Source organism: Pseudomonas sp. Mn2068, from assembly GCF_049319725.1.
In the GTDB taxonomy this organism is placed as follows: Bacteria; Pseudomonadota; Gammaproteobacteria; order Pseudomonadales; family Pseudomonadaceae; genus Aquipseudomonas; species Aquipseudomonas gingeri.
The window spans coordinates 45,249-65,004 of sequence record NZ_JBMOUG010000011.1 but is presented as its reverse complement, the minus strand read 5'-3'; the positions used below and the strand labels follow the sequence as shown (position 1 = coordinate 65,004).

Here is a 19,756-nt window from a genome sequence, read left to right as displayed (position 1 = left end):
GTATGGGGGCTCTGACGAAAGCTGAAATGGCGGAACGTCTCTACGAAGAGCTGGGTCTGAATAAACGTGAGGCCAAGGAATTGGTCGAACTGTTTTTTGAAGAAATCAGACACGCTCTCGAAGACAACGAGCAGGTCAAACTGTCGGGATTCGGCAATTTTGATCTGCGGGACAAACGCCAGCGGCCTGGCCGCAATCCAAAAACGGGAGAAGAAATCCCGATCACGGCTCGCCGTGTGGTCACCTTTCGTCCAGGGCAGAAGTTGAAAGCCCGAGTTGAGGCCTATGCTGGAACCAAGTCATAACGACGAGCTCCCGCCGATCCCAGGCAAACGCTACTTCACCATTGGTGAAGTCAGCGAGCTGTGTGCGGTAAAACCGCACGTGCTGCGTTACTGGGAACAAGAGTTTCCTCAACTCAACCCCGCCAAGCGTGGTGGTAATCGTCGGTATTATCAGCGCCATGACGTGCTGATGATCCGTCAGATCCGCGCCTTGCTGTACGACCAGGGATTCACCATCGGCGGGGCGCGTCTGCGTCTCTCCGGTGACGAGGCCAAGGACGACAGTACCCAGTACAAACAGCTGATCCGCCAGATGATTTCCGAGCTGGAGGATGTGCTGGTGGTACTGAAGAAGTAAATTTTTTGGAAATAATACTTCCAAAATTCAAAAGGTTAGGTTAGATTCCTAATCGCTTTCAGAGGTTTGAAAGCACAGCTACTCAGTGTCGGGGCGTAGCGCAGCCCGGTAGCGCACTTGCATGGGGTGCAAGGGGTCGAGTGTTCGAATCACTCCGTCCCGACCAATAATTTAGTAGACGGCTCAAGCACTTACGGTGATTGAGCCGTTTTCTTTTGCGGCATCACAATCAAAACAGAATCAAAATAAAATCAAAACATCAGCCCGAAGAAAGGTTGGGCTTTTTCATGTGCGTCACTTTTGAAGCCCGCCCACCTGAAACACCTGTAGAGGGATCTATGCACATTACCCGTCTGGCGCATCTCCATACCGTCTCTGTCGTTTGCGAGGGGCTGGTCTCATGTTCCTGAAGCATATTCCTCTGTATGCCGGCCTGATCCTGCTCACTGCCTGTGGCATGCGGCCGTGGGTCCCCTATGTCGAGCCGGCTCCAGGTACCGACACCGCCCAGCTTCGCGTGATCACCAATGGTGAGGTGCGGGGCGGCGTGTACGACGGCTGTGTGGGGAATGAGCAGGGCCTGGCCAGGGCGGGGCGCTTCTATGGCGATCACCTGCCATCAATCAACTACCCGCAGTCACCCGTGGTGCCGCCGCAGTTGGATATGCCCGCCCGTTTTGCGCCGAAACTGAGTGACTACCTGGGCGCGATAAGAATGGCTGAAGGCAACTATTCGGAAATCGTGGCCGAGTACCGGGTGCCGGCGGGCAAGCCATTTGTGCTGGCGCTGCAAACGCTGCAGGCGGGCACCTATGGCAGTAGCTATATGCAGTGTTCGGCGCAGGCCGCTGTTTTTACCTTTGAAAAAGGTAAAAACTATGAGGTGTTCATGGGCATCAATAGCGTCACCGCCAAAGATGGCACGACTCAGGTGAAATGCCCTTTTGCGGCGTATGAGCTGGTGAGTCTGGGCACGCGGGGGTTGGTGCTTCCGAGCATGCTCAAGCCCACGGCCCCGTCGGGGCAGAAGTGTCCGGCTCGATGAGTGGGCGGGGCTTTTTGAGCAAACAACCCCGCCGGTTTGCTGGCGGGGTATCACTGCTCTGTCCCATGGTGTGACAAGGGGGCTGCGTTCTGGCTCACGCTTCATGCACACGTTTGCCCACGTCGATCGTGACCTCGCTCGACAAGGCAATACCGTTCTTGGCCGCCAGTATTTCGGCCATGACGCTCACCGCGATCTCGGACGGGGTCTTGCTGCCGATGTAGATGCCGATCGGCCCCCGCAGGCGCTTGAGCGAGGCTTCGGTCTGGGCGAAGTGCTCGATCAGCCGCTCGCGGCGCAACTGGCTGTTGCGACGCGAGCCGATGGCGCCGATGTAGAAGGCGGGGCCCTGCAAGGCTTCCAGCAGCGCCAGGTCGTCGAGCTTGGGGTCATGGCTGAGCGCGACGATGCAGGTCCGCAGGTCGACGGAAAAGGCGCGGACGACATCGTCCGGCATGCCGACGATGCACTCCACGTCGGCGACCGCCCAGGACTCCATGTACTCGGGTCGAGGATCGCAGACCGCCACCTTGAAGCCGTTGAACAGCGCCATGGTCGCCAGGTATTCGGCCAGCGCGCCGGCGCCGATCAGTAGCATGCGATAGCCGGGGCCCAGGGTGTTGGTCATGTACTGCCCATCGAAGCTGAACTGCTCAGGGATCGCGGCAGGTTCCAGGACCACTTCGTTGGTGTCTACCGCCAGCCGGCGACGAATGAGACTGCCGGCATCGAGCCGGTTCAGGATTTCATCGAGCTGCTGTCGCGACGGGCTGAACTCGAGAACCAGTTCCAGGGTGCCGCCGCAGGGCAGGCCAAAGCGATGGGCCTCGTCCGCGCTGATACCGTAACGCACGACTTCGGGCAGCCCGTCTGTCAGGCCCGTGCCGCCATGGGCGGTGGTGTATCGGTGGATCAGGTCATCCTCGATACAGCCCCCGGAGACGCTGCCCACCACACGGCCATCGTTACGCAAGGCCATCATCGAGCCGACGGGACGCGGCGACGAGCCCCAGGTACGCGCCACGGTTGCCAGCAGCACGCGTTCCCCGGCGCCGAGCCAGTCCCGGGCGGTGCGCAAGACCAGCAGATCGATACTCTCCATGATGTCCAGGCTCAACGCATCTGCAGGATGATGGGGCTGCTGCTGGCGGGACCGGTATGCCCGCGCAACGTGCCGACCGCTTGGGCATCAACGGCGCCACCCTGATTGCCCCAGGTGCTGCGCACGAACGTCAGCACCTCGGCGATTTCCTGGTCCGACAGTTGCTCGCGGAATGCCGGCATCCGGTAGGCATCCGGCACGCCAGCCGCCACCACGCGCTGCGAGCCGTTGAGGGTGATATTGATCGCCGACTCGGCATGCGCGGCCAGTGCCGAGGTGGCTCCGGCCAGCGGTGGCATCCATTCGGGCTGACCCTCGCCCGCCAGGCCATGGCAGGCAGCGCAACGGGTCACATAGGTGTGGGCGCCGGGAGTGTCCTGGCGCGTCGCGGCGGATACCGCCTGGTATTGCCAGGCGGGCCCGTCACGCCCGGGGTCGCCGGGAAGTGATTTGAGATAGCGGGCGATTGCCCGCAAGTCATCGTCGCTCATGAACTGGGTGGAGTTGTTGAACGCCTCGGTCATCGAGCCATAGACCACCGCGTGCTGGTTACGCCCGGTCTTGAGAAACTGGACGATCTGCGGCTCGCTCCAGCGCCCCAGGCCCGTGTTGTGATCGTCGCGCAGGCTCGGCGCGTACCAGCCGTCGAGCAGGGCGCCGGCCAGGAACGGTGTGCCGGAGTCGTCCAGTGCCTTCTCGTTGAAGGCCAGGCCTCGCGGCGTATGGCAACTGCCGCAATGACCGGGTCCCTGGACGAGGTAGGCGCCACGGTTCCACAGTGCATCGTTTGCCGGCTTGGCCGCGTAGGGCGCCGTATCGGCAAAGACGCCATTCCACAGGGCGATGGGCCAGCGCATGTTCAGCGGCCAGGGGATCTGGCTGGGGATATTGGCCTGTTTGACCGGGGCCACACCCTGCATGAAAAACGCGTACAGCGCACGCACGTCGTCGTCGCTGAGTTTGCCGTAGGACGGGTAGGGCATGGCCGGGTACAGGCGCCGTCCACCCGGAGCGACGCCGCTGCGCACGGCACGGTCGAAGTCCGCCAGGCTATAGTGGCCGATACCGGTATCGCGGTCCGGAGTGACGTTGGTGGTGTGAATCGCGCCCAGCGGCGTGGCCATCTCCAGGCCACCGGCGAAGGGCGCACCGCCCGGCACACTGTGGCAGGCCACGCAGTCGCTGAGGCGGGCGACGTACTCGCCACGAGCGACCAGGGCCGGGTCGAAGCGGGCCTCGGCGGCCTGATCGCTTGCCAGGGGCGAGGTCGGCTCGCGGGTGACGTACCAGGCCAGCAGGCCTGCCGCGACCAGGCACGGCACGGCCAGCCAGCCAGCGGTTCTTGCGAATCGGCTGTTCTTCATAATGGCTCCGGCGCCGTTCAGGCGAAGGTGTATCGGCTCAGGGGCATGCTGCGGATGCGCTGGCCGGTCAGCCGCGCCACCGCGTTGGCCACGGCGGGCGCCACTGCCGGCAGCGGCGGCTCGCCGACGCCGCCCATCTTTTCCCCGCTCTCGACGATACGCACGTGCACCCGCGCCATGCGTGACGGTGGCAGGATCGGGTACAGGTCGTAATTGCGCGCGCGGGGCTTGCCGTCGACATACACCGCTTCTTCCACCAGCACCTGGGACAGGCCCAGGGCCACGGCACCGTTGACCTGGGCTTCGACGATGGCGGGGTTGACGATGCTGCCAGGGTCGATGGCTTGCCAGATGTCGTGCACCTTGACCTGGCCCTTGTCGATCGATACCTCGGCGATCACCGCGGTCTGGGTGCCGAACGGCGACGCCATGGCCACGCCCCGGGCGCGTCGGGTGCCGTCTTCGGCGGTGAACGGGCCGCGTTTCCAGCCTCCCGACAGCTCGCCGACGGCTTGCAGCAAGTGAGTCAGGCGCGGGTTGCCGCGCAGCAGGTGCAGGCGCAATTCGAACGGGTCCTTGCCGCCTTTGTCGGCCAGTTCATCGAGGAAGGCCTCGTAGAAAAAGTCGTTGAGCGAATTGCCCACCGAACGCCAGTAGCCGAGCATGACCGGCCCCTTGACGTAGACCTGGGCGATGCGTTTGTTGGCGATGGCGTAGGACTTGCCCGCCAACCCTTCGAGGGCGGTGGGGTCGAGCTTTTCGCCCTGTTTGCCCGCCAGGGCCTCGCTGGGACCTTCGGTGGCGCTGATCGCCTCGATGGCGACGGGCAGGCCGTCATTGTCCAGTGCCGCGCGGAACCTGACCGCGGCGATGGGGCGCAGCGCATCGCGCAGGAACTCTTCCTCGCGACTCCAGATAAGCTTGACCGGGCGCCCCACGGCCTTGGCCAAGGCAATGGCCTGCGGGTAGGGGTTGGCCGAGTCGTAGAGGAAATGGCGCCCGAAAAAGCCACCCAGCAGGGGCGAGTGCAAGGTGATCCGGGACGGATCAAGGCCGGTACGTTTCGCGATGTCGTTGCGGAACATGTCGGGCGCCTGGTTGGGCAGCCAGACCTCCAGCGAACCGTCGGCATTGAAGCGCGCCAGGGCGGAGGGCGGCTCCAGCTGGCCATGATTGAGGTACTGGTTGTGGTACGTCGCCTCGACGCGGGTTTTGGCGTTGGCCAGGGTGGTGGCGACATCGCCTTCATTTTCCGCGTCGCGGCCCGGCCCCTGCTCGGCGGCAAGGCGCTGCACAAAGGCATCGCTGGAAAAGTCCGCGGGCATTGGCCGTACCTGGGTGTCGGCCGCAGGCTCCTGCCAATCGACCTGGATCGCTTCCACCGCGCGCTTGGCGTGCCACCAGCGTTCGGCCACCACGGCCACCGCGCCGGGCAACTGATGCACCGAGTGCACGCCCTTCATGGCCTTGACCTGTTCTTCGTTGCGCAGGCCACCGACCGTCATGCCCAGGCGTGGGGCGTGCTGGACGGCGGCGTGGAGCATGCCGTCGACCTTCAAGTCGATGCTGTACAGGGCCTTGCCGGTGGACTTGTCGTAGGCGTCGACACGTTTGACCGGCTTGCCGATCCAGCGGAACTGGCTCGGGTCGCGCAGTTTTACACTGGCGGGATCCGGTACCGGCAGGTCCATGGCGTGCTCGGCCAGTTCGCCATAGGCGACCGAACGCCCGGACGCGGCATGGATCACCTTGCCCGGCTCGGTGGACAGCTCGCCCACCGGCACCCCGAGTTTCTGCGCGCCGGCCTGGAGCAACATGGCCCGGGCCAGGGCCCCGAGGCGACGCATGGTCGGGTAGCTGGTGCGCACCGACATGCTGCCGCCGGTGATGCGCATGCCGTTGTCCATCACCACGTAAACGTCGCCGGGAGGCGCGCTGTCGACCACAAAGGTGGCGGGGTCTGCGTCCAGTTCTTCGCCGACGATCTGCGCCATGGCGGTGTAGGTGCCTTGTCCGCCTTCCATGAACGAGCACAGCAGACGCACGGTGTTGTCCGGGCGGATCTCCAGGAATGCCGGCACCTGTGTCCCGCGCTCGGCGGCCGCAACGGCCGCCTGCACCCTGGCCGAACCCAGCGGCAGGCCGAAGCCGAGGACCAGGGCGCCTACGGCGGTACCTGCCAGGAAACGCCGGCGCGAGAGGTTGATCGGCTCGCCCAGGGCGTTTTCAAGGGGATCGATGTGCGCGCTCATCATGCGTCTCCTTTCGCGGGTTGTGCCGCGAGGTCGTGCACGGCGGCATGAATGGCGTTATAGGTGCCGCAGCGGCACAGGTTGACCATCGCCGCGGCGATCTGCTCGTCGCTGGGGCGTGGGGTGTGCTTGAGCAGCGCCGTGGCTGCCATGACCTGGCCGGACTGGCAGTAACCGCACTGGGCAACTTGATGCTCGACCCAGGCCGCGACCACGCGCTTGCCCACCTCATCCGCCTCGATGGCTTCGATCGTGGTGACCTCGCGGCCGACCACGCCGGCCACCGGCGTGACGCAGGCGCGCACCACGTTGCCGTCCACCAGCACCGAACAGGCCCCGCACTGCGCCAGACCGCAGCCGTACTTGGTGCCGGTCAGGCCCAGATCATCGCGGATCACCCACAGCAGGGGCGTATCGGCGTCGGCATCGACCTGATAACTCTTCTGGTTGATTCGTAGTTCCATGGCTAACCCGCTGATCATCGGTTGATGTATCGTTGTTATAAGGGGCGATGGGCAGCGAAGCGCATCGCCATCAAGCGTCATGCCGTGCTCGATGTCGCTGTATCCGTCTCGAACACCTGACCGCGCAGCAGGGCGATATCGCGCCTGGGCGTATCGCCGAACAGCCGCGCGTATTCACGGCTGAACTGCGACGGGCTCTCGTAGCCCACGGCAAACGCGGCTCGCGATACATCCAGGCGCTCACTGAGCATCAGCCGCCGCGCTTCGGTCAGGCGTAGCCATTTCTGGTACTGCAGCGGGCTCATGGCGGTGAGCTGGCGAAAGTGGTGATGAAAAGTCTGCGGGCTCATCTGTACCCGGGCGGCCAATTCTTCGATGCGCAGCGCTTCGGTGTAGTTCCGCTTGAGCCAATCGATGGCCTTGGCGATGCGATAGCCCTGGCCATCCACGGCGGTCATGCGTCGAAGCCGCGGCCCCTGGTTGCTGTTCAGCAGGCGATAGTGGATCTCGCGCATGATCAGCGGGCCCAACACCGGAATCGTCTCGGGTTCATCCAGCAACCCCAGCAAACGCCCGATCGCTTCCTCCAGCGCAGCGGTCATAGTGCCGATCCCCACGCCTTTGCCCTGGGCACGGTCGCGTGTCGACGGCAGGCCGCCCTTGGCGATCAGCTCGGCGAGCATGGCGACGTCCAGCTTCATCACCAGTCCGACGCAGGGTTGCTGGGCACTGGCGACGAGCACCTGGGAGTTGGCGGGTAGATCCAGCGAGTTGATCAGAAACCGCGAGGGGTCATACACGTAGCCCTCGCCACCGACCCAGAGTTGTTTTGCACCTCGGGCGACCAGGACCAGGCTGGGCTCGACCATGCACACCGCGGGTGGTGCCGGATGGTCGCGGCGAAAGACGGACACGCCGGCAATGGCCGTCGGGAAATCCCCCGGCTCACGGGTGTGCGGGTCGATGCTCGATGCCAGGTGCCATGCCTGGCGCGAGCTTGAATGGGGCGTGTCGGCTAAATCCTTCATGTCTTGACTCTAGCTCGCGCGCACAGGGTTTCCCAACCATAGGTCGGCATGCTCGGAGGATCAGGCAAGTATTCAAGAGGATTACGCTAGAGTGGCGGGGCAACGGACGGTGGCGGGTCGAACCGATCGTGCGTGTCCATGCGAATGTTTCGCAGGCTCGCCGTTTCCAGGTGCGACGCATACAGCGACTCCGCGTAATAGCTGATCAGCAGGGAGCGACGATGGGCGCCGCTGGCGTTCAGGCTGCCCGCGTGCACGAGGTCGGCATCAAACACCAGGATATCGCCCGCGCAACCTGCAAGCTGCACGGAGCCGCACTCGTCATTGAAATCCAATGGCGATTTTCCCGGCTCGGGACGATGACTGCCGGGGACGATACGGGTCGCGCCGTTTTCGGGGCCATAATCGTCGAAGTAGGCCAGGGCGATGACGATGTCGCCCGGTCGTTGCGCCGACAAATCGCGGTGCAACTGCTGGTGACCGCCACCGGCCAGGGGCTCGCGGCCTTCCACCTGGGAGAGAAAGAAGCGCTCGGCGATCAACTCGCCCACCACCGCGAGCACCTGCGGCAGGCGACACACCGCCTGAACCTTCGAGTCAATGTCCAGCAGCGAATGGCGCCAGTCCATGCCACGTGGCACCGGCCATTGGTCCGGCGGCTTCACGCCCGCCTCGAACACGTCACGCAGGTCGGCCAGCCACTCGGCCGGGATGGCCCGACGAAGCAATGCATAGCCGTCTCGATGGAGTTGTTCGCGGTCAGTCATTGCGTCGTCAATTCCCTTGTCAGCAACGTGTTTTGCCGTGCGGCCTGCGGCTAGGCAAAAGCATCGGCCAATGTTGCGCAGAATGCCAATACGGTATCTGAAAAAAAAACGGCATCGTGGGTGCCGTTTCTGTGGAGGTGTTCCGCCTTACCCCAGGCGCTTGTCCAGATTGATCAGGCTCTGGGCCAATACCGCCGCGCCGCGGGCCAGTTGCTCTTCGGTGATCGACTCTTCCGGGCAATGGCTGCGGCCATTCAGGCACGGAATAAACACCATGCCGACGGGGCCGGTCGGCGCCACATAGACCGCGTCATGCCCGGCGCCGCTGGGCAGGCGACGGTTGGGCAGGTCCAGGCCATCGGCGGCTTCGGTGATGGCCTGCATCACCGTTTCCGAGCACTGGGTGGGGCGGGCGCGGCTGACGTGTTCCATCTTGGCCTCCAATAGCAACGCCTCAAGACGTGTCTCGCACTCGGCCATGATGGCTTCCGGAAAGGTATCCAGCACCTGCTGGCTGTCGCTGCGCACTTCCAGCATGAGCTCGACCCAGCCCGGCACGGCGTTGGGCACATTCGGTGTCATGGCGATGCGGCCAACGGTGGCGACCACGTAATGCGGGTTGCCACTTTGTGTCGCCGCCATGCGCTGCACCTGGTCAATAACATGGGCCGCGCCCACCAGGGCATCGCGACGGATATCCATCGGCGTGGTGCCGGCGTGGTCGGGCTGGCCGATCACGGTGATCAGCGCACGACGAATGCCGACGATATGGGTCACGACACCAATCGGCAGGCCGGCCCGTTCCAGCACCGGTCCTTGTTCAATGTGCAACTCGACAAACGCGGCGGTTTCTCCGGGCTGGCGCAGGGGGCGAGCGAGGGCCTCCGGTCGCGCGCCGATGCGGCGCATGCCTTCGGCGAGGGTTTCGCCCGCCTGGTTTCTGGCCGCCAGTTGGCCGGCGTCCAGCTCTCCGGAAAAGGCGCGGCTGCCCACGCAGGAGATGCCATAGTCGCTGGGTTCTTCGGAAAGGAAGTCGATCACCTCCAGGGGATGATCCAGCTCGATACCCTGTTCCTTGAAACGCTGGGCGATTTCGATACCGGCCAGCACGCCGATAATGCCGTCATATCGCCCGCCGCTGACCACGGTGTCGCAGTGGGAACCGGTGACCAGAGCGGGCAGGTTTTTCCGGCCTTCGCGGCGGCCGATCAGGTTGCCGCCGGCGTCGAGGTGCACGCTGAGACCGGCTTCTTCCATCTGCGCGGTCAGCCACTCGCGCGCTTGCATGAACAACGGGCTGAAGGCCCGGCGGGTCCAGGGCATGTCGTCGCGGGTGAATTCGGACAGGCGCACAGTGCGTGCCCACAGGCGTTCGGAGTTGATCAGGTCAGTGACGTTCATTGGCTGGCTTCCACGGTGTTGGCGCGGGGGCGCAGGAAGCGTCCATAGCCGGCCTGGTTGATGATCGTGTGGTTTTTGAACACGGCCTGGCCCCGGCAATAGGTGGCCTCGACGCGCACGCTGAACTCCATGCCTTCGAAGGCGCTCCAGGTCACGGCGGACAGGCTGGTGCTCGGGTCGAAGCGGTATTTTTGCGGGTTGAGAATCACGAAGTCGGCATCCTTGCCCACCTCGAACGAACCCTTGCGGTCATCCAGCAGAAAGTGCCGGGCGGGATTGCGGCACAGCAGTTGGGCGACGGTGGTGGGCGGCAGACCATGCTGCTCGCAACCGGTCCACAAGGCAGGCAGCAGGGTTTCCAGGCCCGGGCCACCGGAGGCGTTCTTGAACACATCCGGATTGCCCTTGCGCTCCAGGCCCCAGCTCACGTGGTCGGACGAGACGAAGGTGCAACGCCCTTCGGCGATATGCCCCCAGAGTTTTTCCGACTCGGCCCTGGGACGAATCGGCGGGTAGTGCTTGGTCCTGGCGCCGAAGCGGCGGGTGTGTTCCTCGTGGTTGAGCATCAGGTACTGCACACAGGTCTCGATGCTGACGTCGTGCCCGGCGTTCCTGTACATCTGGTACAGCTCGAAGCCTCGGGAGGTGGAGACATGCACCGCATGGGCGCGGGCGCCGGTCTGGGCGCCGATTTCATAGATCTGCACCGTGGCCAGGTCTTCGATCAGCGGCGTATGGGCGCGAAGGAACGCGTCCCAGCCGGTGTCGTTGGCCGCCTGCAAGGCCTGGATGTTCTTGCGGGTCAGTTCCTGCATCTGGTTGTGCACGGCGCAGGCCAGGCCGCTGGGGGCGATCAGTTCGAAGGCGGTCTGCAGATCGTCTTCTTCCACGCGCGGGAAACGGCCGGGGCTGGCCTCGAAGGTGGAGAACTTGAAGGCGCACACACCGGCCTCGATCAGCCCGGCCGCGGCGGCGAAACCATGGGTCTTGTTCAGGGTGCCGAACAGCGCCACGTCCACATGGCAATCGCGCTCCACCTCGGCGATCTTGCCTTCCAGCAACTCGCGGCAAGCCATGGGCTCCGGATCGTCGTAGGGCATGTCCACCATCACGGTGATCCCGCCAGCGGCGGCCGCCCGCGAAGCCCAGCCCAGGCCTTCCTGGTTGGCCTGGCTGCCGGAATGAACCTGGCCGTCGATCACCCCGGGCAACACCCATTTGCCCCGTGCATCCAGCACCTCCCGCGCCTGTGGCGGCTGGCCGTTGCCGCTGGCGGCGATCTTGCCGTCGCGCACCGCCAACCAACCGTTTTCGGTTACCCGGTCTGCATCGACCAGGTTGCCCAACACCATTAAATCGTACTCGCCCATGTGCTTGGAACCCTCGTTCAGTTGCCTGTTTGCGTCTGGAAAAGCCAGAAGCGACAGGCCTTTCTTGTCGTCTTGTACCGATGAGGGGGCCAGTGTAAGTTGCGCGTTTTCATCATGTCTTATGCTTGTTTATTGCTCATGCATAACACGTTGTTATGCCTTTTGCGGGAGCGACCGAAGTGAACCTGAAGCAGATCGAAGTGTTTCGCGCCATCATGCTGACCGGCTCCATCAGCGGCGCCACCAAACTGCTGCACGTGTCACAGCCGGCGGTGTCACGGTTGTTGTCCTACACCGAACAGCGCCTGGGCCTGGTGCTGTTCGAGCGCATCAAGGGACGGCTGTACCCCACGCCCGAGGCGCGCATTCTGTTTGCCGAGGTCAACTCGGTGTATCAGGGGGTGCAGCGAGTCAATGAGGTGGCCGAAGACCTGATCCAGAATCGCATGGGCCACCTGCGCATCGCCTGCAGCCCCAGCCTGGGGCTGAGCCTGATTCCGGCGGCCATCGCCCGCTTTCACCGCGAATTGCCCGAGGCACGGGTGATCCTGCACACGATGATTCCCGATGTGCTGCTGCAGGCGGTGATCACCCAGCAGGTGGAACTGGGCATCGCCTTCCTGCACGAAGGCCATCCCAATGTCGAATCCCGCGAGCTGTACGAAAACCGCCTGGTGGCTGCGCTACCGGTGGATCACCCGCTGACGGCCAAATCGGTGATTCAACTGGAGGACCTGGTGGATCAGCCGTTCATTGGCTACGGCACCGACATTCCCGTCGGCCGCCTGGTGAGGAAGCTGCTGGCCGAGCGCAATATCGTCCTGCGTTCGGCGGTGGAGGTGCAGCAGATTCACGTGGCCTGTGCACTGGTACAGGCCGGGGCGGGCATCGCCCTGCTCGATGAAATCACCGCCCTGGGGCCGGTGTGGACCAACGTGGTGTTCCGTCCGGTGGAGCCCACGGCGAACACGCCGATCAGCATCGTCCACGGCATGTACGAACCGTTGTCGCGCCTGGCCCAGCGCTTTATCGAGACCCTGGAAGCGGTGAAGGTTCAGGGCTGATCGGCCTGCGAGTGCGTCAGAAAAATCCTTAACATTCTGTTATGCGTAAGCAATAAAAAGTAATACGACAACACGATTGAACGCCCCCTAGTATCGGCTCCATGCAGCGCAACCACCCATTGGCCAAGGCTTTTGGAGCCGGTGCGCGACGAATAATCAGACAGGCCGAAAGAGGAAATAGACATGGGGCGCGTGTTGACGCTGAAGGATGTGGACGCCGCGGTGAAGGGCGGTTCCGTCTTCGCTTGTGGGGGCGGTGGCTGGGTCGAGCATGGCCTTGAACTGGGCCGTCTGGCCGTGACCATCGGCCGGCCGGAACTGGTCAGCCTGGATGAAGTGGCGGATGACGCCTGGATCGCCACGGCCGCCGCCATCGGTGCGCCCGGTGGCCTCACCGACTGGCAGATGCTCGGCGTCGATTACGTCAAGGCCGTGCAGTTGGTACAGCAGGAGCTGGGCGCGCCGATCCATGGCCTGATCGTCGGCCAGAACGGCATGTCCAGCACCCTCAACGGCTGGTTGCCGTCGGCAATTCTCGGCACCAAGGTCATCGATGCCGTCGGCGATCTGCGGGCGCACCCCACCGGCGACATGGGCTCCCTGGGGCTGGCGTCCAGCACGGCACCGATGATCCAGGCCGCCGTGGGCGGCAACCGCAAGAACAACGCCTACATCGAACTGGTGGTCAAGGGCGCCACCGCCAAAGTCTCACCGATCCTGCGCAAGGCGTCCGACATGTCGGGTGGCTTTATCGCCAGTTGCCGCAACCCGATTCCCGCTTCCTATGTTCGCCAGCACGCCGCGCTCGGCGGTATCAGCCAGGCCCTCGGCCTGGGCGAGGCGATCATCGCCGCCGGCGGCAAGGGCGGCAGCGCGGTGATCGACGCGATCTGCAGCTACACCGGCGGGCACATTCTCGGCAGTGGCAAGGTCACGGCCAACACCTTGCGTTACACCGACGAAGCGTTCGATGTGGGGGTGGTGGATATTGGCCAGGGCAGCGGGATGTGCCGGGTGCATGTGATGAATGAGCACATGGCGGTGGACGATGCCCAGGGCCAGCGACTGGCGACCTACCCGGACGTGATCACCACCCTGGATATGCAGGGCAACCCCATCAGCGCCGGTCAGCTCAAGCCGGGCATGGAAGTGGTGATTTTCCATATTCACCATCGGCAGATTCCGCTGTCGTCGTCGGTGATTGACCCGGCGGTGTACCCCTCGGTGGAGAAGACCCTGGGGATTGAATTGTTCAGCTACCTGGATCAGGGAGCGCGGTCATGAGCAAGTCTTTCACCGTGACCGGCGGTAACCAACTGCGGTGCCGCGGCTGGCGCCAGGAAGCCCTGTTGCGCCTGCTGGAAAACGTTTTGGCGGTGGGCGAAAACCCTGAGGAACTGGTGGTCTATGCCGCCCTGGGCCGTGCGGCGCGGGACTGGCCGTCCCACGATGCCATCGTCCACGCGCTGAAAACCATGCGTGAAGACCAGACGCTGATGATCCAGTCCGGCAAGCCCATCGGCTTGTTGCAGACCCACGCGAATGCGCCGCTGGTGATCATGGCCAACTGCAATATGGTCGGTCAGTGGGCCAGGGCGGAAAATTTCTACCAGTGGGAAAAAGACAACCTGATCTGCTGGGGAGGGCTGACGGCCGGCGCCTGGCAGTACATTGGCTCACAAGGAGTGATCCAGGGCACATACGAGATTTTCTCGCGTATCGCTGAAAAGCACTTCAATGGTGACCTGACCGGGCGCTTCATTCTCACCGCCGGCCTCGGCGGCATGGGCGGCGCGCAACCCCTGGCCGGCACCATGTGCAACGCGACGATCCTCACCGTCGAGGTCAACCAGAAGAGCCTCGACAAGCGCATGAAGATCGGCTTCCTGCAACACCAGGCGCCGGACCTCGACAGCGCCCTGGCGATGATCGCCGACGCCCGGGCGAAACGCGTGCCGATCTCCGTCGGCCTGCTGGGCAACGCTGCCGAGATCTATCCGCAGATCCTCGCGCGGGGCATCGTCCCCGATATCGTCACCGACCAGACCGCCGCCCACGACCTGGTCTATGGCTACGTGCCGGCCGGCTACAGCCTGGAGCAGGTCAGGCAGCAGCGTGAAAGCGATATCAATGGCCTGATGGACGCCAGCCGCCGTTCCATCGTCGCCCATGTGGAAGCCATGCTTGGCTTCAAGGACCGTGGCGCGGTGGTGTTCGACAACGGCAACCTGATCCGTACCCACGCCCATCAGGGCGGCGTGTCCCGTGCCTTCGAGATTCCGATCTTTACCGAGGCCTATCTGCGGCCGCTGTTCTGCCGGGCCATCGGGCCGTTTCGCTGGATGGCGCTGTCCAACGACAGTGACGATATCCGCGTGATCGACGACTACCTGCTGCAGCGATTCGCCGATAACCGGATCGTCAGCAACTGGATTCACCTGGCGCGCCAGTACGTGCCGTTTGAGGGCTTGCCGGCGCGGATCGCCTGGCTGGGCCACGGTGAGCGCACCGAGTTGGCGCTGGAGGTCAACCGCATGGTCGCCGACGGTCGGCTCAAGGGCCCGATCGCCTTCAGCCGCGATCACCTGGATGCCGGCGCCATGGCCCATCCGAACATCATGACCGAGAACATGCGCGACGGTTCCGACGCCATCGCCGACTGGCCGTTGCTCAACGCGCTGATGAACTGCTGCTCGATGGCCGACCTGGTGGTGATCCACTCCGGTGGCGGCGGCTACAGCGGCTATATGACCAGCTCCGGCGTGACCACCGTGGCCGATGGCAGCGAGGCCGCGGCACAGCGCTTGCAGCTGGTGATGACCAATGACACCAGCGTCGGGGTGATGCGTTATGCCGATGCGGGTTACCCGGAGTCGCTCGACGAAATTTCCCGCAAGGCCTTGCCCTATATCCCGTTGGCAGCCCACTGACCCCAGGCGATGAGCATGAATAATAAAAACACGATTGCGCCCGTGATGATTCACTCCGTCCCCCCCGGGACGGCGGTCCCGGCCGGGCACCACAGCGGGCGCAGGGCGATTGCCGCCGCGTCCATCGGCAATGCCCTGGAGTGGTATGACTTTTCGGTGTACGCGTTTTTTGCGGTGTACATCGCGCAGAACTTCTTTGCGCAGCAGGACGCGGGGGCGCAGTTGTTCGAGGCGTTCCTGGCGTTCGGCATCGGCTTTGTGATCCGCCCCCTCGGGGCACTGGTGATCGGCGCGTACGGCGATCGGGTAGGGCGCAAGGCCGCCCTGATGTTGACCATTCTGACCATGGCGGCGGGCACGGCGATCATCGCGTTCGCGCCGCCCTACAGCGCCATCGGTATCGGTGCGCCGCTGTTGATCCTGTGTGGACGGGTGCTGCAGGGTTTTTCCGCCGGTGGTGAAGTGGGCGGGGCGGCGGCGTTCCTGATCGAGCATGCGCCGGCCGATAAAAAAGGCCAGTACGCGTCCTGGTTGCAGGCGAGCATGGGCATTTCCAACGTGCTGGGCGCACTGGTGGCCACGGCGGTCACCCTGACCCTGACCCATGAGCAGGTCGGCGACTGGGGCTGGCGTATTCCCTTCATCCTGGGGTTGTCCATCGCGCCGATTGGCCTGTGGATGCGTCGTACCCTGCATGAAACCCCGGTGTTCGAGGCCGAGCAGGCGCGTCGCGAGCATCAGCCCGAGGCGGCCCCGCTGGCACCCCTGATGCACCTGTTCAAAAGCCAGCAACGCGCACTGCTCCAGGGCACCGGGTTGTCGGTGTTGTGGGCCATCAGCGTGTATTCGCTGGTGATCTACATGCCGATCTATATGCAGCGGGTGCTGCATTTTGAAAGTCACCAGGCGTTTCTCGCCGCGCTGATCGGCAACTGCGCGATGGTCGTGGCCTGTGTGATGGCCGGCTCCTGGTCCGATCGGGTGGGCACCTACCGCATTCTCGCCACGGGGGCGGGGTTGTTGCTGGTCGCGCCGTATCCGTTGCTGGTGCTGCTCGATCAGGTTCACACCACCGGCATGTTGATCCTGGTGCAAACGCTGTTCTGCGCGCTGATCTCGCTGTTTGTCGGCGTGGCGCCCAAGGCCCTGGCCGACCTGTTTCCCACCGAGGTGCGGGCCAGTGGCATGTCCGTTTCCTACAACCTGGCGGTCACGGTGTTTGGCGGCTTTGCTCCGGCGATCCTGACATGGCTGGCGGATAACACCGCCACGCGTTTTGCCCCGGCCTGGTACGTGATGATCGCCAGTGTCATCGCGCTGCTGACCTTGTGTTCCATCGCCCGTAACACCTCATCCACCCAATGATCCGTGCAAGGGCCGGCCAACCGGTCCCTGCCACTCCCCACTTGCATAACCTCGAAGGTTCATCATGCTAAACAGGCTCGCTTTGCTGTTGGTTTCCACGGTGTGCGCAGGATTCAGCCCGTTCATTTTCGCGGTGCAACTCGATGGCCGATCCATCACGCCGGCGATCATCGCCCAAGTGGCGGATGGCGAACCGGTCACGGTGGTGGCGTCGGCCACCCAGCGCGTCGCGCAAGGTCATCAGGTGCTGCTCGAAGCGGCTCGCCACGGTCAGAAAATCTACGGCCTGACCGTCGGCGTGGGGCTTAACAAAGACCGGAAAATGGTCGACATCCATGGTCAATTGAGCCAGGAAGTGATTGAGGCCTCGCGCCAATTCAATATCGGCCTGTTGCACGCACATTCCGGCGGTGCGGGCGCCCCGGCCACGGTACGCGCCGTACGTGCGGCCATGGTGGTGCGCCTGAATACCCTGCTCACCGGCAGCGGCGGGGTGGCGCCAGAGATCGTTGATGCCTATGTGGCTTTCCTGAACAAGGGCATCACGCCGTATGTGCCGGTTCACGGCTCGGTGGGCGAGGGTGATATCACCGTGCTGAGCCATGTCGGCCTGGCGATGCTGGGGGAAGGCGAGGTGTTCTATCAGGGGGCCAGGGTCCCGGCGAAGCAGGCGCTGCAAAGCACGGGCACCAAGGCCATCGTGCCGTATGCCAAGGATGCCCTGTCGATCCTCAGCTCCAATGCCTGGTCTGCCGCCAATGCCGCCCTGGCGTTGAATGACCTGGCCCATCTGCTGCCGCTCAATACGCTGACCTTCACCCTGAGCTTGCAAGGCCTGAACGGCAACGTCTCGCCGTTCCTGGAAAACACCCTGGCCCTGCGACCATACCCCGAAGTGCGGGCCATGGGCGCGCAGCTGCGGGATTTGCTGCAAGGCGCCAGCCTGTGGCAGCACGACGACCAGCGGCCGTTGCAGGATCCGCTGAGCTTCCGTTCCGGCGTGTACCTGCTCGCCGAACTGCAGCGCAGCTACGGCCTGGCCAACGAGCAATTGACCATCCAGCTCAACCACTCCGACGATAACCCGGGCATCGCCCTGGATGTCAGCGCGCCGTCGGACCGCGACCAGGACGCTTTCGGCTATGTCGACAGCAACGGCGTGAAAGGCGCGGTGCTGCCCAGCGCCAATTTCGAGCCGCTGCCCTGGGTGCTGGCGTTCGAGCAACTGAGCCTGGCCCTGGCCCACAACTCCCTGGCCAACGTGCAGCAGATCATCAAGCTCAACAACCCGGGCATCACTGGCCTTACGCGTTTCCTCGGTACCGACAAGACGGTCCACGCATTCGGCGCCATGGAGAAACCGGCGGCGATGCTGGCGATGCAGAACAAGAATCTGGCGATGCCGGTGTCCATGGATTACTTTCCGGTGGCCGGCGATATCGAGGACATCGCCACCAACGCACCGATGGTGGTCGAGCGCCTGCAACAGCAGATCGACAACAGCTACGAGCTGCTGGGCATCGTGCTCGTACATGATGCCCAGGCGATCGACCTGCGCAAGCAGGGCGGCAAGGGCTTTGTCCTGGCGCCGAAGACCGCGGGCCTGTATGACGCGCTGCGCAGGAAGGTCACCTTCATGGCCACCGACCGGGCCATGACCCCGGATTTTGCGGCGGCTGAAGCGGTGGCGCGGGCTTACAGGCCAGAGTGAGCGATTGCGCGATAGCCATGTGGCGCGCCCTGGGGGTGTTGTGTTTGAGCCCCTGGTTGAGCGCTCACTCCCGTTGCTCGGCGACTAACAGCAACGACTGCGGCACGGGACTTTGCGGGTGCTGTGGCTCCTGCAGGGTGGCCAGTCGCAAACCCGCCATATCCAGTGCGTTGAGCCAGCTGGACAGGGTACGGAAATACCACGGCATGGGCTGCCACTGTCCCTTGAATCCGTCGAAGGTCTCGGTTCGCCAGCCATCCTGGTAATCGCCCGCCGCCGCGGTCCACGGATGCAGCGTCTGGATCACCAGCGCTCCGCCGGGGGCGAGCAGGGCACTCATGGCGGCGAGTAACGGGATGATGTCCTGGTGCAGCAGGGCGAAGTTGGCGCAGATCAGCTCGTAATCGCGGCCGATGTCGACTGTTGCCGCCACCAACTCTTCATAACTCGCCAAATGCACCTGCGCGGAACCCGCCGCCCGCGCCGCTTCGACCAGGGTTACATCGCCGTCCACCCCGACCGCGTTGATGGCCCGTTGCGCCAGCGCCCGCAACAGCCAGCCTTCGCCGCAGCCCAGGTCGAGCACGCGTTCGGGCTGACGGCCTAGCACTGCGAGCAGGATGGCCTGGTCGGTGACCTGGCGGCGGCTTTCGATGGCGCCGCTGCGCACGGCATCGATCCAGGCGTGGGCGTTGTGGTGCCAGCTTTGCAGGAGCGGGGATTCGGAGGCAGGCATTTCAATGTCCTGAACGGAGAGTCAGATGCACAAGCATAGGACAGGCGCATGTGCATCCCGTTGCGCCTGAGCCCCCAAGTCACTCAATGAAGCGTCACCGCCCGGCGACTCTCGCCGATCCGGATCCTGTCCAGCGCCCGGTTCAACGCATCCAGGGCATCGAGAAGGGCTTTGGCCTCGGTCTCGCGACCATCCCCCCACAGCCGTTCGGCCATTTTGTTCAAGGCCTGGATGGATTTTTCGATGTCTGCCGCGGTGGCGGTCGAGGTGCCTGATGGCTGTGTCTTTGGCATTTGCGGACCTTCGACGATTAAGGGCAGATTGATTCATGGCAGGCCAACAGTCAGCTGCCGCCGAGCATTATAGCGACAGAACCTCGCGCCAAGTTTTCCGTTCGACTGCCGACTCTCTTTTCTCGTCAATGGACTGCTTGCTCAGTACCTGGACTCACCATGCCGGTGCACCCGATCCATTCTTGCGCCCATTTGAAGCGGCTGCTGATGACCTGGAGTTGC

The 19,756-nt window shown here is 63.8% G+C and carries 18 protein-coding genes and 1 tRNA gene; 9 read left to right on the top strand and 10 right to left on the bottom strand.

The window, feature by feature from the left end:
- Positions 1 to 2: 2 nt before the first annotated feature.
- The 4 genes from ihfA (at position 3) to ACL9RJ_RS22770 (ending at position 1,687) form a co-directional block, all read left to right on the top strand.
- Positions 3 to 305, top strand: coding sequence for an integration host factor subunit alpha (ihfA, locus tag ACL9RJ_RS22785; protein WP_002553164.1), 303 nt, complete (start codon positions 3 to 5; stop codon positions 303 to 305).
- Positions 286 to 642, top strand: a complete 357-nt coding sequence (locus ACL9RJ_RS22780) for a MerR family transcriptional regulator (RefSeq protein ID WP_017128239.1) — start codon at positions 286 to 288, stop codon at positions 640 to 642. The genes ihfA and ACL9RJ_RS22780 overlap by 20 nt, the downstream gene beginning before the upstream one ends.
- Positions 643 to 731: 89 nt before the next feature.
- Positions 732 to 808: transfer RNA gene (locus tag ACL9RJ_RS22775), tRNA-Pro, on the top strand.
- Between the two features lie 234 nt (positions 809 to 1,042).
- On the top strand, positions 1,043 to 1,687 hold the full coding sequence (locus ACL9RJ_RS22770; protein WP_017128240.1) for a hypothetical protein: 645 nt from the start codon (positions 1,043 to 1,045) through the stop codon (positions 1,685 to 1,687).
- A gap of 94 nt (positions 1,688 to 1,781) precedes the next feature.
- On the opposite strand, the gene ACL9RJ_RS22765 is transcribed toward ACL9RJ_RS22770, so the two are convergent.
- The 8 genes from ACL9RJ_RS22765 to ACL9RJ_RS22730 form a co-directional block, all read right to left on the bottom strand.
- Positions 1,782 to 2,789 (bottom strand): XdhC family protein, encoded by a 1,008-nt coding sequence (locus tag ACL9RJ_RS22765; RefSeq protein WP_103032798.1) that lies wholly within the window; start codon positions 2,787 to 2,789, stop codon positions 1,782 to 1,784.
- 11 nt (positions 2,790 to 2,800) lie between these two features.
- Positions 2,801 to 4,153, bottom strand: a complete 1,353-nt coding sequence (locus ACL9RJ_RS22760) for a c-type cytochrome (RefSeq protein WP_017128242.1) — start codon at positions 4,151 to 4,153, stop codon at positions 2,801 to 2,803.
- A 17-nt stretch (positions 4,154 to 4,170) separates the two neighbouring features.
- A complete protein-coding gene (locus tag ACL9RJ_RS22755) occupies positions 4,171 to 6,405 on the bottom strand; it encodes a xanthine dehydrogenase family protein molybdopterin-binding subunit (protein WP_177088371.1) in 2,235 nt (744 codons plus the stop codon).
- Positions 6,405 to 6,869 carry a (2Fe-2S)-binding protein gene (locus ACL9RJ_RS22750; protein WP_017128244.1) on the bottom strand — a complete coding sequence of 155 codons (465 nt, stop codon included), beginning with the start codon at positions 6,867 to 6,869 and terminating at the stop codon, positions 6,405 to 6,407. Before ACL9RJ_RS22750 ends, ACL9RJ_RS22755 begins: the two co-directional genes overlap by 1 nt.
- 77 nt (positions 6,870 to 6,946) lie before the next feature.
- The gene (locus ACL9RJ_RS22745; protein WP_178990290.1) at positions 6,947 to 7,897 is read right to left on the bottom strand and encodes an AraC family transcriptional regulator; all 951 of its coding nucleotides are present in this window, start codon (positions 7,895 to 7,897) and stop codon (positions 6,947 to 6,949) included.
- Positions 7,898 to 7,983: 86 nt separating this feature from the next.
- Complete coding sequence (locus tag ACL9RJ_RS22740) at positions 7,984 to 8,664, bottom strand: phytanoyl-CoA dioxygenase family protein (RefSeq protein WP_178990289.1); 681 nt, start codon at positions 8,662 to 8,664, stop codon at positions 7,984 to 7,986.
- Positions 8,665 to 8,811: 147 nt separating this feature from the next.
- Positions 8,812 to 10,065 (bottom strand): Zn-dependent hydrolase, encoded by a 1,254-nt coding sequence (locus tag ACL9RJ_RS22735; protein WP_178990288.1) that lies wholly within the window; start codon positions 10,063 to 10,065, stop codon positions 8,812 to 8,814.
- Positions 10,062 to 11,435: a dihydroorotase gene (locus tag ACL9RJ_RS22730; protein ID WP_103032794.1), complete on the bottom strand. Its 1,374-nt coding sequence runs from the start codon at positions 11,433 to 11,435 to the stop codon at positions 10,062 to 10,064. Before ACL9RJ_RS22730 ends, ACL9RJ_RS22735 begins: the two co-directional genes overlap by 4 nt.
- Positions 11,436 to 11,614: 179 nt before the next feature.
- On the opposite strand from ACL9RJ_RS22730, the gene ACL9RJ_RS22725 reads away from it, so the two are divergent.
- The 5 genes from ACL9RJ_RS22725 to ACL9RJ_RS22705 all read left to right on the top strand — a co-directional run bounded on the left by ACL9RJ_RS22725 (position 11,615) and on the right by ACL9RJ_RS22705 (position 18,505).
- Positions 11,615 to 12,499, top strand: coding sequence for a LysR family transcriptional regulator (locus tag ACL9RJ_RS22725; RefSeq protein WP_017128249.1), 885 nt, complete (start codon positions 11,615 to 11,617; stop codon positions 12,497 to 12,499).
- 183 nt (positions 12,500 to 12,682) lie between these two features.
- Positions 12,683 to 13,783, top strand: a complete 1,101-nt coding sequence (locus ACL9RJ_RS22720; RefSeq protein WP_017128250.1) for a DUF917 domain-containing protein — start codon at positions 12,683 to 12,685, stop codon at positions 13,781 to 13,783.
- A complete protein-coding gene (locus ACL9RJ_RS22715) occupies positions 13,780 to 15,429 on the top strand; it encodes a urocanate hydratase (RefSeq protein WP_103032795.1) in 1,650 nt (549 codons plus the stop codon). Before ACL9RJ_RS22720 ends, ACL9RJ_RS22715 begins: the two co-directional genes overlap by 4 nt.
- Positions 15,430 to 15,444: 15 nt before the next feature.
- Positions 15,445 to 16,794: an MFS transporter gene (locus tag ACL9RJ_RS22710; protein ID WP_209436761.1), complete on the top strand. Its 1,350-nt coding sequence runs from the start codon at positions 15,445 to 15,447 to the stop codon at positions 16,792 to 16,794.
- 64 nt (positions 16,795 to 16,858) lie between these two features.
- Positions 16,859 to 18,505, top strand: coding sequence for an HAL/PAL/TAL family ammonia-lyase (locus ACL9RJ_RS22705; protein WP_042936348.1), 1,647 nt, complete (start codon positions 16,859 to 16,861; stop codon positions 18,503 to 18,505).
- A gap of 64 nt (positions 18,506 to 18,569) precedes the next feature.
- Here ACL9RJ_RS22705 and ACL9RJ_RS22700 read toward each other — a convergent pair whose 3' ends face one another.
- Both ACL9RJ_RS22700 and ACL9RJ_RS22695 read right to left on the bottom strand, forming a co-directional pair.
- Positions 18,570 to 19,241, bottom strand: coding sequence for a class I SAM-dependent methyltransferase (locus tag ACL9RJ_RS22700; protein ID WP_017128254.1), 672 nt, complete (start codon positions 19,239 to 19,241; stop codon positions 18,570 to 18,572).
- Positions 19,242 to 19,324: 83 nt separating this feature from the next.
- On the bottom strand, positions 19,325 to 19,534 hold the full coding sequence (locus ACL9RJ_RS22695) for a hypothetical protein (protein ID WP_017128255.1): 210 nt from the start codon (positions 19,532 to 19,534) through the stop codon (positions 19,325 to 19,327).
- Positions 19,535 to 19,756 lie beyond the last annotated feature (222 nt).

Excerpts from the sequence above, each read along its gene's own strand:
- ACL9RJ_RS22730 (WP_103032794.1), bottom strand. The coding sequence starts at position 11,435 with ATGGGCGAGTACGATTTAATGGTGTTGGGCAACCTGGTCGATGCAGAC.
- ACL9RJ_RS22715 (WP_103032795.1), top strand. The coding sequence starts at position 13,780 with ATGAGCAAGTCTTTCACCGTGACCGGCGGTAACCAACTGCGGTGCCGC.
- ACL9RJ_RS22695 (WP_017128255.1), bottom strand. The coding sequence starts at position 19,534 with ATGCCAAAGACACAGCCATCAGGCACCTCGACCGCCACCGCGGCAGAC.
- ACL9RJ_RS22720 (WP_017128250.1), top strand. The coding sequence starts at position 12,683 with ATGGGGCGCGTGTTGACGCTGAAGGATGTGGACGCCGCGGTGAAGGGC.
- ihfA (WP_002553164.1), top strand. The coding sequence starts at position 3 with ATGGGGGCTCTGACGAAAGCTGAAATGGCGGAACGTCTCTACGAAGAG.
- ACL9RJ_RS22765 (WP_103032798.1), bottom strand. The coding sequence starts at position 2,789 with ATGGAGAGTATCGATCTGCTGGTCTTGCGCACCGCCCGGGACTGGCTC.
- ACL9RJ_RS22755 (WP_177088371.1), bottom strand. The coding sequence starts at position 6,405 with ATGAGCGCGCACATCGATCCCCTTGAAAACGCCCTGGGCGAGCCGATC.
- ACL9RJ_RS22740 (WP_178990289.1), bottom strand. The coding sequence starts at position 8,664 with ATGACTGACCGCGAACAACTCCATCGAGACGGCTATGCATTGCTTCGT.
- ACL9RJ_RS22760 (WP_017128242.1), bottom strand. The coding sequence starts at position 4,153 with ATGAAGAACAGCCGATTCGCAAGAACCGCTGGCTGGCTGGCCGTGCCG.
- ACL9RJ_RS22770 (WP_017128240.1), top strand. The coding sequence starts at position 1,043 with ATGTTCCTGAAGCATATTCCTCTGTATGCCGGCCTGATCCTGCTCACT.
- ACL9RJ_RS22750 (WP_017128244.1), bottom strand. The coding sequence starts at position 6,869 with ATGGAACTACGAATCAACCAGAAGAGTTATCAGGTCGATGCCGACGCC.
- ACL9RJ_RS22780 (WP_017128239.1), top strand. The coding sequence starts at position 286 with ATGCTGGAACCAAGTCATAACGACGAGCTCCCGCCGATCCCAGGCAAA.
- ACL9RJ_RS22745 (WP_178990290.1), bottom strand. The coding sequence starts at position 7,897 with ATGAAGGATTTAGCCGACACGCCCCATTCAAGCTCGCGCCAGGCATGG.
- ACL9RJ_RS22700 (WP_017128254.1), bottom strand. The coding sequence starts at position 19,241 with ATGCCTGCCTCCGAATCCCCGCTCCTGCAAAGCTGGCACCACAACGCC.
- ACL9RJ_RS22710 (WP_209436761.1), top strand. The coding sequence starts at position 15,445 with ATGAATAATAAAAACACGATTGCGCCCGTGATGATTCACTCCGTCCCC.
- ACL9RJ_RS22705 (WP_042936348.1), top strand. The coding sequence starts at position 16,859 with ATGCTAAACAGGCTCGCTTTGCTGTTGGTTTCCACGGTGTGCGCAGGA.
- ACL9RJ_RS22735 (WP_178990288.1), bottom strand. The coding sequence starts at position 10,065 with ATGAACGTCACTGACCTGATCAACTCCGAACGCCTGTGGGCACGCACT.